Here is a 15,941-nt window from a genome sequence, read left to right as displayed (position 1 = left end):
CTGAAGTATAAAATTTGTTGATATTTATTTTATATGGCTTCAGCTTGTAAAATTTTTTCGACAGATAGTTTGTTATGCGAAAATAAGATTGCTGAATATCTTCAGCAATCACCGTATAATTGCCGCCATATTATCAAAGGCATTTAAGATCCTGTATGGCAGCGCAAAAACATCACACTGAATTACCCGTTACACAAATTCATCTTACTGAAGATAATACTCAAAAAAACGCCTCTAAAATAGACAAAGCTGCGCCTAAAATTGTGCTTGCGACCCTTAACGCTCGTTACTTTCACACCAGTTTTGGTTTACGTTACCTGTACGCTAATTTGCAAGAGTTACAGGGATTTTGTGAAATTAAAGAGTTTATTATTCAAACGCGTGCCATTGATATTGTTGAACAAATATTAGCAACGAAACCTGATATTGTCGGTTTTGGGGTTTATATTTGGAACATTGTTGAAACTACTGATGTGGTAAGCCTGTTAAAAGTTATTGCGCCTGAAATTAAAATTGTTTTAGGTGGCCCAGAAGTAAGTTATGAAACTGAGCAACAAGCGATTGTTGCCAGTGCCGATTATGTGTTAACTGGTCCAGCAGATTTAAGTTTTTATCAACTGTGTAAAGACATTATTAACGATGCGCCACTAGACAAAAAAATTCTCAATTCCAAACCTGTTGAGCTAAAAGATCTTGCATCGCCTTATCAGTATTATACTGATGAAGATTTAACTCACCGTTTGCTTTATGTTGAAGCGTCGCGTGGTTGTCCGTTTAAGTGTGAATTTTGTTTATCGTCTTTGGATAAAACCTCAGTACCATTTGAGATAGTGCTATTTCTTGAGCAAATGGAAATTTTGTATAACCGTGGCGCGCGTAATTTTAAGTTTATTGATAGAACCTTTAACTTAAACATTAATACTACAATGCAAATTATGCAGTTTTTCTTAGACCGAATGACTGACGATCTATACCTACATTTTGAAGTGGTGCCCGATCACCTGCCGAGAAAGTTAAAAGAGTTGTTAGCACAGTTTCCTGAAGGCAGTTTACAGTTTGAAATTGGCATACAAACCTTTAATACCGAAGTACAAAAAAATATTAGCCGTAAGCAAAATAATGCTAAGTCGAAAGATAATTTAATTTGGTTGAAAGATAATACTCACGCACATATTCATGCCGATCTTATTTTTGGTTTACCGGGTGAAACCTTCGATAGTTTTAAAGATAGCTTTAACCAGCTTTATCATTGCAGGCCGCATGAAATTCAAATGGGTATTTTGAAACGATTGAAGGGCAGCCCAATCATCAGGCATACCGAAGCGTTCGACTTACGGTTTAATCCTTTGCCACCATTTAATATATTAAGCACCGACAGGGTCAGCTTCGCCACCATGCAACGTATTAATCGCTTTGCCCGTTATTGGGACATGATTGGTAATTCAGGGCGCTTTAAATACGCATTACCCCATATATTGTCCGATGAGCCATTTGATGATTTTATGGCGATTACTGAATGGATTTTTAACAAAACGGGGCAGATACATAAAATTAATTTGAAAAAGTTATTTGAGCTAATTTCGCAAGCCGTTGAAGCTTTGTATCCAGAAAAACATGCTTTGGTGATCGAAAAAATTGAGCAAGATTATGAGGCTGCTAAGCTGAAAAGTCTGTTTAGTAGCCTGAATCTTTATCAGGTTACCAACATAGTAGCCCCAAGTAAAAATAAAGCCTTAAAGCGCCAACAACAACACATGAGCTAGTCACACTTGCTGCGTTTTTTCTTTTAAATAAAATTAAAGTCTACAGCTTTTTAAGCTCAGATAACTTTTTTATATGATCTGGAGAAACGCCACAGCAGCCACCGACGATAGATGCGCCAGCATTAATCCAAGCCGATACGAATTCGCGGTATCTTATTGGCGATATATCATTTCTTATAATCGATAAACCTTCATCATTATTTGCTTCTCGAAGTTCACCAATGGGTGGGAAATTGTTCGCATACACACCTAGCTGAACTTTGCCTTCAAGGCCAAGTGCTAATAACGCTTGTTTCGCATTGATCAGCACTGATTCCATAACTTCAACCGCACTACAGTTAAATAATATCGCCGAAACATGCTGCCCAGCTATTTGGCTAACCGCCGCAAAAACAGTTTCTCCAGAACGTAGCCGTGATTCAGTGTTTATTTCGTCTTTAACGGTGAATGCAATCCAAGTAGGTTTGATTGTTTGTGCCGTGCGGGCTTTGATCATGGCCGCTTCTTCGATTGACGATATTGTTTCAGCTAACCAAAAGTCGATATCAGCTTCTTGATTTACTATTAAAGCTTCAAGCAAAGGCTTGGCTTGTGTCACTGAAAATAAATCGGGTCGGTATGAGCCTAAAACGGGTGGAATACATCCGGCAACTAACACCTTGGAATTTACGTTAACGTTACCACTCACATCAAGGTCACCAACATCGTTATCATTAACGCAGTCGCGAGCTAATTTAGCGGCCAGCTTGATGAGATCAGCCCCTTGTTCTTTAAAGCGTTTCTCACCAATATGAAACGGCACTAAAGCGTAGGTATTTGTGGTAATAATTTCAGCTCCGGCATTAATAAAGTTACGATGTACTTGTGAGACATAATGGGGAGATTCAATTAACGCGTGTGCTGACCATTCTGGTTGTTGAAAGGGCGCACCAATGCGTTCGAGCTCTCGACCCATGCCACCATCAAGAATTATTGGCAATGTAGCGGGTAATTTCATACTAATATGTAACTTGTGATACTAAAAAAACTCAGAATAACCATGTGCTTTATATAAAGCAAGCGCAGACAGGGCAGTCATTAATGTTTAACTAAATGATTTCTTAAAATTAGCTAAGACATGCGATGTTAAATCATTTTTGAAAAGCGATGTTCAGCAGGCATTGTTTTAATTCTCACTAAAAGTTCCACTATAAAACAAGTTAATAAACAGATTACACTTGAATTAAATCTTGCAAAAACCCATATAATTACTCTACTTTGTATTTTATAAACGAATTCCCAACAACTTTTTATTGAGATTTAATATGTCTGATTCATCTATGCTAATCGTTTGTGCTAACTGCTGTACTAAAAATCGTTTAGCCAGCGGAAAACTTAACGATAAGCCCGTATGTGGTAAGTGCGGTAAAACTGTGCTTTCAACAAAACCGATTGTAGGTAGCGATAACAATTTCAGCCGTTTTGTCACAGGTAATGGTTTGCCCGTTGTGGTCGACTTTTGGGCTGAATGGTGTGGGCCATGCAAACAATTTGCACCTACCTATGAACAGGTTGCAGGTGAAATGTTTACGCAAGCTTGCTTTGTGAAGTTAGACACTGAGCATAACCAACAAACTGCTGGTGGCTATAATATTCGCTCAATTCCTACGTTAATGATCTTTCATCACGGTAAAGAAATTGCGCGTATGTCAGGCGCTTTACCCAAAGCTCAATTTAAACAATGGCTAGCTGAAAATTTACCCGCTGTTTGAAATAGCAGCAATTAAAAACACTAAAATAAATGACTAACGAATATATAGTATCGTTATGACTTCTACTCATAAATTATCATCATTGATCTGAATAATTGGTTGGGCGAAGTAGTTGTGATTCGTTTTTTAAAGGGCGTTGTTATTCACAAGAGATATAAAATAAACTTGAGAATAGCAACGCCAACGATTAACTCTGTTACTTTACATTGGCGCTACATTTGCACTACATTGGTAATTTACTTAGTAGCAGATTCAGGTAACAAAGAGATAAAAAAGCTCATTTCCAAGGCTTTTTCTTTTAAGCTTTTAAAGCGCCCAGATGCGCCGCCATGTCCAGCGTCCATATCAGTTTTAAATAACAGTAGGTTATCGTCTGTTTTAAATTCTCGTAATTTTGCTACCCATTTCATCGGTTCAAAGTACTGTACTTGTGAGTCGTGTAATCCGGTGGTTACCAAAATATTAGGGTAGCGTTGCGAACTAATATTATCAATTGGCGAATACGTTAGAATATCTTGATAGGCTTGCGCTTCGTTAGGGTTGCCCCATTCGTCATATTCATTCGTGGTTAGTGGTATAGTTTCATCAAGCATAGTGGTTAACACGTCTAAAAATGGTACATGTGCGCCAATACCCAAATACAATTCAGGTGCTTGGTTTACTATCGCGCCCATTAATAAGCCACCAGCACTTCCGCCAGAAGCGAATATTTTGTCTTTTGCGCCATAGCCTTGTGCGACTAAGGCTTTGGTGACATCAATAAAGTCGTTAAAGGTATTTTGTTTATGCGCCATCTTTCCATTGTCGTACCACGCTCTGCCTAACATTTCTGAGCCACGCACATGGGCGATCACGTATACAAAGCCCCGATCGAGTAAACTTAAAGTTTGACTAGAAAAGTTAGGATCTATGGTAATACCATAAGCACCATAACCGTATTGTAATAAGGGATTAGTACCGTCTTTTTTGAAGCGGTCACTACGATAAACAAGCGATACAGGAACTTCTACGCCATCACGCGCGGTGATGAATAGTCGCTCTGATTGATAATTCTCTTTGTTAAATTCACCTAATACTTTTTGTTGTTTAAGTAACTTTCGTTCACCCGTAGCTAAATCGAATTCAAATAAAGAGCCCGGTGTCGTTAAGCTTGAATAATATAACCGTGCAACGGTGCTTTCTGGCTCGGGGTTGTCGCCAAGGCAGGCGAAATAGCAAGGATCGTCGAACGATAATGGATATTGCTGTCCAGCATTTATGCCTTTAGTGGTATGCACAATAAAGCGAATTTGGCCGTTTTCTCTCTCGGTGATCACAATAAAATTATGAAATATCTCTATGCCTTCAAGTAGTACATCGTTTCTATGTGGAATAACTTCTTGCCAGGTATTCATGTCAGCAATTTCGTCAACCGCAACTTTCATTAATTTAAAGTTTTTAGCTTGATGATTACTGACAATATAAAAATAGTCGCCCATTTTATCTGCGTAATATTCGTGTTCTTCTTGATAAGGGACTAAGTCAATAAATTCGCCATTTGGCTCATCGGCACTCATTGCTAGGCAATGCGTTGATTCAGTAGCGTGTAAACAAATATATATTTGTGACTCATCTCGGCTTTTATCTAAACTTATGTAAAAACTGTGATCGTGCTCTTCATACACTAAGACGTCATCGGCTTGCTTGGTACCAAGTTTATGTCGATATACTTGCGTGCCTAATAAAGTGTCTAAATCTTTTTTTACGTAAAATACCGTTTGATTATCGTTAGCCCAAACAATTTGTCCTTCGGTTTCAACGAGAACATCTGATAAATAAGCTTCGGGAGAGTTTGAGACTTGATTTAAGTCTTTAAAATTAATGGTATATATACGGCGGCTGTCAATGTCTTCTGATATGGACATAAGTTGATCATTGGGACTAATTGACACATCACCTAAGTCATAAAACTCATGATTTTCCGCACGGGCATTAACATCTAATATCAGCGTTTTATTCTCACCGGTAAAGCTTGTTGCGCGGTAAAAGTTTGAGAATTCTTGCTCACCATTTATTTCGCTGTGATACCAATATTTACCGTCCTTTGTTGGCACGGTAGTATCGTCTTTTACAATACGTGCTTTAAGCTCTTGAAAAAGGGCATCTTGTAGCGGTTGTTGTTCTGCCAACATAGCATCAGCATACTTATTTTCAGCATTTAGGTGTGCCAGTATTTTTTCATCGCAACGCTGGTCATCACGCATCCAATAATAATTATCAATACGTTGATGATTATGTATTGTCATTTTATGAGGAATTTTTTTAGCGATTGGCGCGGCAATGTTTTTGTTTGATGTATCTGACGGATCTGAAATAAGTGAAGATGTTGGCACTAAGTGCTCCTAAGTAAATAATGAGGTGAATACTAAAGCAAAAACTCGATGAGCAAGTCTATCGAGCTTTTGTCAATTACGTTAGTGAATTATTCAAATAAAGGGTAAAGTTTATTCATTTCAATCGTTCGTGATTGCAATAAAGGTGTTATTATTTATGGCATTAATCCATTTGTTATAGTGAGTAGATGGAACACAATGTAAAGTGTTTATTTAAATGTCTTACACATAAATTTGTCTGCTACCTACATAGCTTGATTTGCAATATTAGTATCAGGTTAAATAGTTAAAGGGAGTTAATAATGTTAAAAATAAAATACAACGTGAAGTTCAATTTTACGCTACCTCATAAAAATTTTCTACAATGTACATTAATCAGTGTTTTGCTTACGCTGGGCGTCGGGTGTTCGTCGGCTAATGAAAACCTAATTGAAAAACCAGTAAGTAATGAACAGCCTTTAAAAGGTCCATATGAAATAGCAGCTGAACAAAGCCAGCCTAGTGTCGTTAGTTATCAAGCACCAGAAGATTCATTGCGCTTTATTAACGAACCTATTTTCAAGTTTAACGATACGGTTTATCGTTATGTGTTAAGTCCATTAGCCAATGGTTATGAAAAAGTTGTTCCGGAGCCAATCGATAACAGCATACGTAACTTTTTTTATAATTTACGTGAGCCACTTTATGCGATCAATCATTTACTACAGGGGGAATTTTCAGCGTCAGGAAAAAGCGTTTCTCGTGTGTTGATAAACAGCACTGTTGGCCTGTTGGGTTTGTTTGATGCCGCGAATGGTTTAATGGATCTTGAGCGTAATAAAACAACTTTTGGTGAGACACTCGCTACCTATGGTGTTGGGCATGGTGCTTATCTTGTTTTACCATTACTCGGCCCGTCTGATTTACGGGACACAGCATCATTAACCTTTAACTACTTTGTGCATCCACTTAATTTTATCAACGACGAAGATGCTGCCACGCAGCTATTACTAGCAGATGGTATACAAGCACAAATACCTATTTTAGCTAAATATCCTGATGTTATAGCCGATATTGAAAATCCTTATGAGTTTGTGCGCAATTTATATATGCAAAACATATTACGAGATGGACAAGCTCGCAGAAACGAAATTTTTAAAACCGAAAAGCAAAAAAAACCTATATCTAAGCCAAATAAAACCATCAACCCGGTAGTGGAATAATTATGTTAAATAAAAACTCAACTATGTGGGCTTATGTTATTTGTCTTGCCTTTACCGCGTTAACAGCAGCCTTAGCTTGGCAAGCACAGCACTTTGAGATAGACGCGTCGGCTGACACTTTATTAGTTGATAACAATAAACACTACATTTTAACGCAGCTTGCTGATCAACGTTATGGCTCAGAAGAATTCATATTAATCGCTTTTAAACCCAAAAATAGCCAGTTGTTTGCAACGAATAACTTAACTACCGTTTCTAGTATTGGCCGTGAAATAGCAGAAATATCTCGTGTTAAACAAGTAAAAAGCATTGTTAACATGCCTATTTTTACTGCAGGGGATGCGGTTTCAGCGGATGTTAAAAATCTAACATGGGAAAAGCAAAAGTTTGACGAACAAACATTATCATTAAGTTTAAAACAGCATCCTTTATATGAAGGCTTACTCATTAACGATGATCAAACAGCTATGTCGTTGCAAGTGGTGTTTAAATCAGACCACAAAGTAGAGCAAGTTAATCACGCTATTATTGATATAAAACGTCATTTATTAACCCGAGAGTTAACCGATAAAGAGCTAAATAGCCTTGAACAACTGAAGGATGAACAACAAAAACTTAATAAAAACTTAGAACAAACACGTATTGATGAAATTGAAAGTATTCGCGCGATTTTAAAGCCCTATAAAAAAGACGGCGACTTTTATTTAGGTGGTAATAATTTACTGTCTTACGAGTTAATTCAAATTATTGAAAGTGATTTAGTGCTTTTTGGGTCGTTAATTATTTTGGTTGTGATTGTTTTACTTTGGTTTTTGTTCAGACAATTCAGCTGGGTAATATTACCCATTGCTTGCTGTGCAACCAGTGTTGTAATGACCATAGGCTTACTAGCTGCGCTTGATTTTAAAGTCACGGTTATTTCTGCTAACGTATTTGCGCTGCAAATTATATTGTCATTGGCCATGATCATTCATCTGATTGTGCATTATCAAGAACTGGTCTTGAAACACACTGATTGGTCACATAAACAATTAGTGTTAGCAACGATTAAGCAAAAAATAAAACCTTGTTTTTATGCCGGCTTAACTACCACTATTGGTTTTGGCTCACTTATTTTTAGTGGTGTTCAACCGGTTATTAGTTTTGGTTGGATGATGGTGGTTGCTATGCTGGTAAGCTTTACCGTTAGCTTAGCTTTTTTCCCAGCATTACTATTGGCACTCTTTAATAAGCAAGAGTTTGTTAAACAGCACAAGCAGATTGAACGTGGCATGAACGCAACTGCGAGTTTGGTTAAAAACCAACCTAAAAAAATAGTGATAATATCAGCGATAATTACCATTGTTGGCGTACTGGGTTGTTTAAAACTTACCGCAGAAAATAGTTTTTTAAATTACTTTAGCGAGTCGACCGATGTTCGACAAGAACTCACTTATATCGACCAAGAATTTGGCGGCTCTACACCGTTTGACGTGTTATTTGATATTCCCGATGAGCAGATAAAGTCAGATTTAGTTATTTCTGCAAGTACGGTACAAACGATTACGGCTATTCAAAATATGTTGGCTAAGCAACAAGCCATTGGAGCCATTACGTCTATTGCCGACTTTACTAAAATTGCCCAGGTGGTAAATGGTAAACCTTTAACAGAATACGAACTTACGGCGCTATACAAAAGTTTAGAGCCTAACTTGCAGCAAGAATTATTTGGTGCTTACTTTTCTGAAAAAGATAAGCAAATACGTATTTCAATGCGAGTACAAGATAGCACTAAAGACTTAAATAGAGCTGATTTATTGGCAGAAATTCATCAAGAACTATCGTTATTGGGTATTGAAAAACAGCAGTACACACTTACGGGCTTATTTATCCTTTATCAAGATGTATTGTCGCGCTTAGTTGACTCCCAAATACTGACAATACTGATTGTTTATGGCGCTATGGCGATAACACTGATGATAATTTTCTCATCGTTTAAAGTAGCGTGGATTGCCTTAGTGCCAAACTTAATTACCACCTCGGTCATTATGGGCATATTAGGCATTTTTGCTATTCCATTAGATTTAATGACCATCACCATTGCAGCTGTTGCTATGGGTATTTCAATGGACGATACTATTCATTATATTCATCGATATTTAGAAGAAATCAAACTTGATGAAGCCAGTAGTGATACTTGGGTTAAACGCACTAATTTATCGGTTGGCTATGCACTCATATATACCACAACAGTGATCGTTATCGGTTTTGGTACTTTGGTATTTTCTAATTTTGTGCCCAGCATGTTGTTTGGGTTACTCACCAGTGTTGCGATGATTGTGGCTTTGGTGACTGATATAACTACTTTACCGGTATTGTTGAAGAAATACTTAGGTAAGACCAAGTAATATAAAAGTAAGTAATATATAAAAGCGTTAAATTATTGCGTAGGTTTTGATTGGTTATCTGATTTTTTAAGCCCACTTAAGGTAAGTGAGCTTTTTTTTGGAAAAATTATAACGGTTAAATCATTTTAAAATTAAAGCTGTGAGGCTAATATTTCTGCTTGCGTAGCTATAACATTAACATCATTGGGTGAGATTTTTAATGCTTGTTCTATCCAATGTTTAGCTTGGTTTATGTCACCATTTTTAAGTAAAGCATAAGCGTAGTTATTTAAATAATCACTTTGATTATCACCGTAAGTCAGACCTTGTTCAAACCAGTCTAATGCTTTAGTTATGTTGTTTTTTTCGAAATAATAATTAGCTAATAAAAAATAACTTAGCCAATTTTCAGGCCAGGCTTTAATCGCTTGCTGCAAGTATGGAATAGCAGCGGGGCCTTTACCAATCGAAATTAAATCTTGGCTAGCACTTATATATGTAAAGTCGTTTAATGCACTAATGCTTTGCGTAGGCTTTAGTGCAGTTACATACCAATATTTAGCGCGTTGCCAAGTACGTTCAAATACTTTCATGCCTACTCTGCGGTTTTCAATATCAGCAGAATGTAAGATAAACTCTTGAGTTTCTAAGTCATAGCCTTTCACCACGGCGTAATGCCAAAGTGGATACCACGACAGGCCTAAATTTTGTAACACTACAACGGGAATTTTTTGGTGTACTAGTTGTAAAAGTTGCTCTAAGGAGCCATGACTTGCATAGGCAAGAAACTCTTGGTGTCTAATGGCTGCGACCATTTCTAATTGCAAACTTCCTTTTCTATTTGGAATGAATATCTGCGGGGCAATACTTTCAGGTGATAGCTTTACGCCATTGTATTCAAAAATTTCGGCAAGAGTTGTGGGCCCACAGTAATAGGCTTGCTGCGAATAAAACGGTACACCTTTAATATTTGCAGTTAACGGAATATTTGTAGGGGGTTGCTGAGTAAGCTTCAACGTTTGCGGAGGTGTTGAGCAGCCAATAAGTAAAAAAAGGCTGGCAATTATGCCAACCTTTATTGCTTTATTAATGATTTTAGATAGGTTCGATGAAAGAATAAGCATCGGTAATACCTAATAAATCAAGTACGGCAACTACAACCAATACAGTCACTATTGTGCCAACTATACCGCTGCCCGCAGGAGCATCGTTAATTTGCATATTCAACTGAGCAAGCTCTGCATGGGTAAGATTATTAATGCGGTTTACTGCATCTGCAGAAGATACGCCAAGTGCAACTAATTGTTGTTGTACTTCGTTACTATCAACCATAGATAAAATCTGTTGTTTAGTAATTGCGCTACGCTGTTGTTCTATAACGACAGCAGAACTAACATTGCCAGCCATTGACGTTATTGGAAGCGAGCTCGTAAATAGCGCTGCAAATATCATGATCAAATTTTTCATTGGTTTTCCTTATGAATTAAGCGTGTTAAGTTCAGTTCACCAAATAAAGCATACAATTTTAACTATTACATAATTAATTGGTGCGATAATTTTAATTTTCCACTGTACAGACTAACAGTCAGCCACCACATCGTCTAGCTATTCTTTGATTTATGTATATTCATCTTTAATATTATCAGTACTTTACTTAGTGTTAGGATATTGCTGATGTGCAAAATAGTGAGATTTTTAGTTTATTTATTTTCCTTTGCTCGACAAGGTCACAAACTAAGTTAAAAATTGTATAATCTTGCCAATGGCTAAAAGTGCCATTAGTTGACTCAGTTTAAATCAGCCTTAATTACCTGGAAACTAAAAATCATGCGAGTAGCCGTTACTCAATTTGCCACATCCTTAAATTCTCAAGAAAATCAAGCAACCTGTATTCGAATGATAAATGAGGTGGCAGCATGCAAACCAGATTTAATCGTTCTGCCAGAATATAGTAATACTGAAGCTTGTTACGAAGATCATAATCAAGCCTGGCATGAAGCCTTAGATATTAACGGCCTATTTTTTCAAAAAATTGCGAGCCAAGCTAAACAATACAACAGTTATATTTTAATCAACGTAACTTTGCGCAGAGACCTTACACGTGAACATCAAAACCCAACGATTAAATCTAATATTAGTGTCACCTCATGTATGTTCTCACCAGCTGGAAAGCTTATTCAGCAATCAGATAAACAGTTATTGCTGGCACAAGAAAATGAATTTTTTGTCTGCTTCAATAAAGCGACTGATGCAGTAACGTCAGCTTTTGGTAAACTTGGTTTATTAGCCGGTAGCGATATTATTACATTCGAAGCGGCTAGAGACTTGGCTTTAGATGGGGCGCAATTATTATGCAATTCACAAAGCTCATATGTAGTAGAACAAGGCGCTTTACAGAATTTCTCTCGAGCGATTGAAAATAACGTCTTTGTAGCTACAGCAAATAAAATTGGACAGTCTACGCCAAAAGTGAACTTAACAGCGGATTTAGTGGGTGTTTGTCATAGCCAAATAATTTCTGTGAACGGTAAGGTTTTGTCGTCTTTAGCAAATAACAAGGAGGGTTTTACTTTCGCTGATATCGACATGGCTGTGGCAGGGTTAAATAAAAAATGTAGACCTGATGGCTCTGAGTTTTTAAAGCAACGCCGTGTTGAACTCTATCAACAACCAGTAACATTACAACAGCATACGGCTAATATTGAACAAGCCATCAGTAATATCTTACCAGAGACGGCCAATGTAGCGATATTTGCAACATACAAATCTAACGAGCAAGCCATAGAAGATGTCTGTCACTACATTGAAAATAACCTCAGTGATATCATACAATTACCAGAGTTATTTTTTATTGCAGATAAAACGATCAGCCATAACGCTGAACAACTCGCGACAATAGAAATATTGTGTACTGAACTCATCATACAAATCAGTGCAACATTACGACCTTTTCAATACGTCTGCACAAGTCTAGTTATTAGCGGCGTGCATCAGGGTGTATTAATAAGCGAACATGGTTTATTTGCCACGCAACAGCAACTACATTTTTGCAATAGATACCAGTGGAGCGCATTGGGAAATGAATTAAACATCATAGAATTACCCTTAGAGCAGGGGAATATTAACATTGCTATACTGATCGCTGATGACGCTAACATACCTGAAATTGTAAAAGTTGCAGCTTTAAATAACGTTAACGTGTTGTTGGTACCGTTTGACATTCAAGAGTCTAGTGAGGTTGAATTTAGCTTATTATCTCGCGCAGCTGAAAACGCTATTTGCATCGTTGCAGCAAGCCGTGAAAAAAGCTTTGCAAATGCTGATACCACTTATAACAACAACCCGAAAACGGGTAATAAAAACAAGATAAAACCAATGAAATCAACTGGATTAATTGTTGATGTTTTGGTGAGAACGGCCTCATCTCGCCAAGGAATTACGTCAGGTTTATATAGTTGCAATCACATGCCTTTAGCCGATATAAAAGTGAAGCAACAGTATGGAAAAATCACCAAAGCCGTTATTCATCCTAGTGCGACAGTTACCTAGCTATCGCCATTACCCATATTATATTTGTAAATTGAATCGATAAATATATCACCCACTATTAAAAATAGTCTTATTATAGATTAACCAATCAAATTGAAAATATTTTGATGTTAAAAAAAATCAAGCCAGTTAGAGTATTTTATTAGATGGTAAGTCAGTTATTATGTAGGCTCGTTAAAAGCTTAAACAAACTTTAGGAGTGGAAGCATGTTAAAAAAGGAAAGTACGGGTCTTATTGTTGTAGATATTCAGGGGAAACTCGCTCGTTTAGTTGATGGTAATGATAATTTAATACGTAATTGTGAAAAGCTTATTAAAGGATCACAGGCTTTAGGTTTACCAATAATTTGTCTGGAGCAAAATCCTGACAAGTTAGGCTCTACCGTTGACGAACTCAGCTTACTTCTAACAGAAACTACTCCAATATCTAAATTTACTTTTAATGCATGCGATGAACCTAAGTTTATAGAGGCAGTGCGAGCTGAAAACGTAGATACTTGGCTAGTTTGTGGTATTGAGGCACATATTTGTGCATATCAAACAGCAATAGGACTTTTAAAACTAGGCTATAAAGTACAATTCGTTGGGGATTGTGTTTCTTCTCGAACCTTAGCAAATAAAGACCTTGGCATAAGCCGGTTAAGGGGCAATGGCGTTGACATTACAGGTTTAGAAATGTGTTTGTACGAGCTTGTGAAAGATTGTAGGTCATCAGAGTTTAAGCAAATTCTTAATTTAATTAAATAGTTAAAATAGCACATCTTATATTTTATAAGTTTAATTTTTGTTAGATACTTTTCTTGTGGCCAACTCAACAAAATAATAGCGACCTAATATCACCATTAAAATACCACCAAGTACCAAGGCTGAAGACTCAATTAAACGTAGGGTGATCATTTCACTGGTAAAAATTACACCGCCTAGAGCTGCTATTATGGGGACAAACAATTGAACAACAGCAGCTTGCGTGACCGAAAGTCCTGCTAGAGCCATATACCAAACAAAGTATCCGATCCCCGAAGCGATAGCGCCAGACAAAACTGCAAGCATAATGCCCGTTGGCGTTATGTGAATATGACTAACACTAAATACAATGGCGATTAGGGCGAATACAAAAGGGGACGTTCTTAAGAAGTTGTATGCGGTATCATTTAGAGGGTTATTTGAACCCCTTCCTAGCAAAGTATAAAATGCCCAAGCAATACCAGAAATGCTCATTAATATGAAGCCCGTTAGAGATGGTGTAGTCAAACTCGGTATAATTAAATAAACAAAGCCAGTAAAAGCTACCGTTAAGCCTAACCATTCAAAAAAGTGCAGTTTATTGCCCGATATTACACTGGATATAATCATGGTTATTTGCACTGCGCCAAATAAAATCAGGGCGCCAGTGCCAGTATCTAATGAGATATAACCAAATGAAAAAGCTAAAGCGTAAATAAATAACATAGCAGCGGCAAACCAACTACCTTTCGTTTTAACCTTTTCATTAGGCCTATTCACTTTGCTAGTAATAGTGATAATTACAAATAATATCGTAATGCCCGAAAGTAGTCTTACTGTGGTAAAACTTGCGGCATCAATAGTATTTTCGCCAAGCGCTAACCTACACAGTACTGAATTAGCAGCGAAAGCAAAAAGGGCGAAAAGTGTACTTGCGATGATTTTTATATAATTTGTTTCCACAATAAATACACCTTTAAACAATGACTTGATAGTTAGCTGAGGAAGAGTCTTGGGTTATTATACCGATTGAAATAGCTATTACCTCATCCTTTATGTCTAAATTTTCTAATTAATATAATGAATTACGCAATATTAGGGTTTTCTAATGTATTACACGCTAATATTTAATATGTTAGTGTGGTTATTCACAAGGCTTTATTGTAGTAATACTCTATTTAGACCAGTTTCATAACGATACTTGATAAATTAAGCCTAGCAATTGGCTGGTAACTGCGAATAAAGCTTTATATATAAAACCTACAAAATAGGGATTAATAGTGACTAATTTAAAAATAAAGAGTTTTTTTGATGAAGTAACGAATACAGCAACTTATGTAGTGGCTGATAGCTACGAAAATGAATGTGTCATTATTGATTCTGTATTAGGTTTTAATATGTCATCAGGTGAAACATCAACAGCGTTAGCCGATGACATAATCGAATATATCAACACTAAGCAATGGCAGTGTCTTTGGATATTAGAAACTCATGCACATGCGGATCATTTAACCGCTTCGCCTTATTTACAAAAAGCATTAGGCGGTAAAATAGCGATTGGAAAACACATTGTTGATGTGCAAAAAATATTCAAGCCTATATTTAATTTTTCAGCTGAATTCGCTACAGATGGTCGGCAGTTTGACCAATTATTAATAGAAGGTGATTCGCTGAAATTAGGCAGTTTTACTATTGAGGTGTTACATACACCCGGACATACACCTGCATGTTTGACTTATATAATTGATAGTAATGCTTTTGTTGGCGACACTTTGTTTATGCCTGATTATGGTACGGCACGATGTGACTTCCCCGGTGGTGACGCTGAAACTTTATATCATTCAATACACAAAATATTTGCGCTACCTGAAAACACCTGTATTTATATGGGGCATGATTATAAAGCAGAAGGAAGGGATGATTATGTTTGGCAAAGTAGTGTCGCTGAGCAAAAATCCCAAAACATTCATATTAATAGCGAAGTTTCTGTTGAAGAATATGTCGCATTTAGAAATAAAAGAGACCAGGGTTTAGCTATGCCAAAACTAATATTACCATCTGTTCAAGTCAATATTAGCGCTGGTCATTTTCCACAAGCCGCGGATAATGGCCTACATTATTTAACTTTACCTATCGATGCATTTAAATAGCGATAAATGTATTAGCCATTAAGCTGGTTTAAATTGATTAATTTTGGTGATCGTTCAGGTATAAT

The 15,941-nt window shown here is 36.8% G+C and carries 12 protein-coding genes; 7 read left to right on the top strand and 5 right to left on the bottom strand.

Annotated features, from left to right (window positions below):
* The first annotated feature begins 155 nt into the window (after positions 1–155).
* Positions 156–1,763 carry a B12-binding domain-containing radical SAM protein gene (locus tag B5D82_RS17590; RefSeq protein WP_081153403.1) on the top strand — a complete coding sequence of 536 codons (1,608 nt, stop codon included), beginning with the start codon at positions 156–158 and terminating at the stop codon, positions 1,761–1,763.
* 40 nt (positions 1,764–1,803) lie between these two features.
* On the opposite strand, the gene B5D82_RS17585 is transcribed toward B5D82_RS17590, so the two are convergent.
* Entirely contained in the window at positions 1,804–2,760 is a 957-nt protein-coding gene (locus tag B5D82_RS17585) for a homocysteine S-methyltransferase family protein (RefSeq protein WP_081153401.1), read from the bottom strand.
* 307 nt (positions 2,761–3,067) lie between these two features.
* On the opposite strand from B5D82_RS17585, the gene trxC reads away from it, so the two are divergent.
* Positions 3,068–3,514 (top strand): thioredoxin TrxC, encoded by a 447-nt coding sequence (gene trxC, locus B5D82_RS17580; RefSeq protein WP_081153399.1) that lies wholly within the window; start codon positions 3,068–3,070, stop codon positions 3,512–3,514.
* A gap of 236 nt (positions 3,515–3,750) precedes the next feature.
* On the opposite strand, the gene B5D82_RS17575 is transcribed toward trxC, so the two are convergent.
* Positions 3,751–5,886, bottom strand: coding sequence for a S9 family peptidase (locus B5D82_RS17575; RefSeq protein ID WP_081153397.1), 2,136 nt, complete (start codon positions 5,884–5,886; stop codon positions 3,751–3,753).
* A 302-nt stretch (positions 5,887–6,188) separates the two neighbouring features.
* On the opposite strand from B5D82_RS17575, the gene B5D82_RS17570 reads away from it, so the two are divergent.
* Both B5D82_RS17570 and B5D82_RS17565 read left to right on the top strand, forming a co-directional pair.
* Positions 6,189–7,088, top strand: coding sequence for an MlaA family lipoprotein (locus B5D82_RS17570; RefSeq protein ID WP_081153395.1), 900 nt, complete (start codon positions 6,189–6,191; stop codon positions 7,086–7,088).
* A 2-nt stretch (positions 7,089–7,090) separates the two neighbouring features.
* Entirely contained in the window at positions 7,091–9,475 is a 2,385-nt protein-coding gene (locus B5D82_RS17565; RefSeq protein ID WP_094122830.1) for an efflux RND transporter permease subunit, read from the top strand.
* Between the two features lie 131 nt (positions 9,476–9,606).
* On the opposite strand, the gene B5D82_RS17560 is transcribed toward B5D82_RS17565, so the two are convergent.
* Both B5D82_RS17560 and B5D82_RS17555 read right to left on the bottom strand, forming a co-directional pair.
* Positions 9,607–10,578: a PA2778 family cysteine peptidase gene (locus B5D82_RS17560; RefSeq protein WP_081153393.1), complete on the bottom strand. Its 972-nt coding sequence runs from the start codon at positions 10,576–10,578 to the stop codon at positions 9,607–9,609.
* Complete coding sequence (locus tag B5D82_RS17555) at positions 10,550–10,921, bottom strand: PA2779 family protein (RefSeq protein ID WP_081153391.1); 372 nt, start codon at positions 10,919–10,921, stop codon at positions 10,550–10,552. Before B5D82_RS17555 ends, B5D82_RS17560 begins: the two co-directional genes overlap by 29 nt.
* A gap of 315 nt (positions 10,922–11,236) precedes the next feature.
* Here B5D82_RS17555 and B5D82_RS17550 point away from each other — a divergent pair, with 315 nt between their 5' ends.
* Together B5D82_RS17550 and B5D82_RS17545 are read left to right on the top strand one after the other, a co-directional pair.
* Positions 11,237–13,003: a nitrilase-related carbon-nitrogen hydrolase gene (locus B5D82_RS17550; protein WP_245807509.1), complete on the top strand. Its 1,767-nt coding sequence runs from the start codon at positions 11,237–11,239 to the stop codon at positions 13,001–13,003.
* A 207-nt stretch (positions 13,004–13,210) separates the two neighbouring features.
* Entirely contained in the window at positions 13,211–13,750 is a 540-nt protein-coding gene (locus B5D82_RS17545) for an isochorismatase family protein (RefSeq protein WP_081153387.1), read from the top strand.
* A 30-nt stretch (positions 13,751–13,780) separates the two neighbouring features.
* On the opposite strand, the gene B5D82_RS17540 is transcribed toward B5D82_RS17545, so the two are convergent.
* Complete coding sequence (locus B5D82_RS17540) at positions 13,781–14,689, bottom strand: DMT family transporter (RefSeq protein WP_245807508.1); 909 nt, start codon at positions 14,687–14,689, stop codon at positions 13,781–13,783.
* A gap of 317 nt (positions 14,690–15,006) precedes the next feature.
* Here B5D82_RS17540 and B5D82_RS17535 point away from each other — a divergent pair, with 317 nt between their 5' ends.
* Positions 15,007–15,876, top strand: a complete 870-nt coding sequence (locus B5D82_RS17535) for an MBL fold metallo-hydrolase (RefSeq protein ID WP_081153385.1) — start codon at positions 15,007–15,009, stop codon at positions 15,874–15,876.
* The last annotated feature ends 65 nt before the right edge of the window (positions 15,877–15,941 follow it).

This window comes from Cognaticolwellia beringensis, from assembly GCF_002076895.1.
GTDB lineage: Bacteria > Pseudomonadota > Gammaproteobacteria > Enterobacterales > Alteromonadaceae > Cognaticolwellia > Cognaticolwellia beringensis.
Note: the sequence above shows the minus strand (reverse complement) of the source record. Positions and strands in the feature narration are given on the sequence as shown.

Coding starts and splice junctions, on each gene's coding strand:
- B5D82_RS17555 (WP_081153391.1), bottom strand. CDS start 10,921: ATGAAAAATTTGATCATGATATTTGCAGCGCTATTTACGAGCTCGCTT.
- B5D82_RS17545 (WP_081153387.1), top strand. CDS start 13,211: ATGTTAAAAAAGGAAAGTACGGGTCTTATTGTTGTAGATATTCAGGGG.
- B5D82_RS17565 (WP_094122830.1), top strand. CDS start 7,091: ATGTTAAATAAAAACTCAACTATGTGGGCTTATGTTATTTGTCTTGCC.
- trxC (WP_081153399.1), top strand. CDS start 3,068: ATGTCTGATTCATCTATGCTAATCGTTTGTGCTAACTGCTGTACTAAA.
- B5D82_RS17585 (WP_081153401.1), bottom strand. CDS start 2,760: ATGAAATTACCCGCTACATTGCCAATAATTCTTGATGGTGGCATGGGT.
- B5D82_RS17560 (WP_081153393.1), bottom strand. CDS start 10,578: ATGCTTATTCTTTCATCGAACCTATCTAAAATCATTAATAAAGCAATA.
- B5D82_RS17570 (WP_081153395.1), top strand. CDS start 6,189: ATGTTAAAAATAAAATACAACGTGAAGTTCAATTTTACGCTACCTCAT.
- B5D82_RS17590 (WP_081153403.1), top strand. CDS start 156: ATGGCAGCGCAAAAACATCACACTGAATTACCCGTTACACAAATTCAT.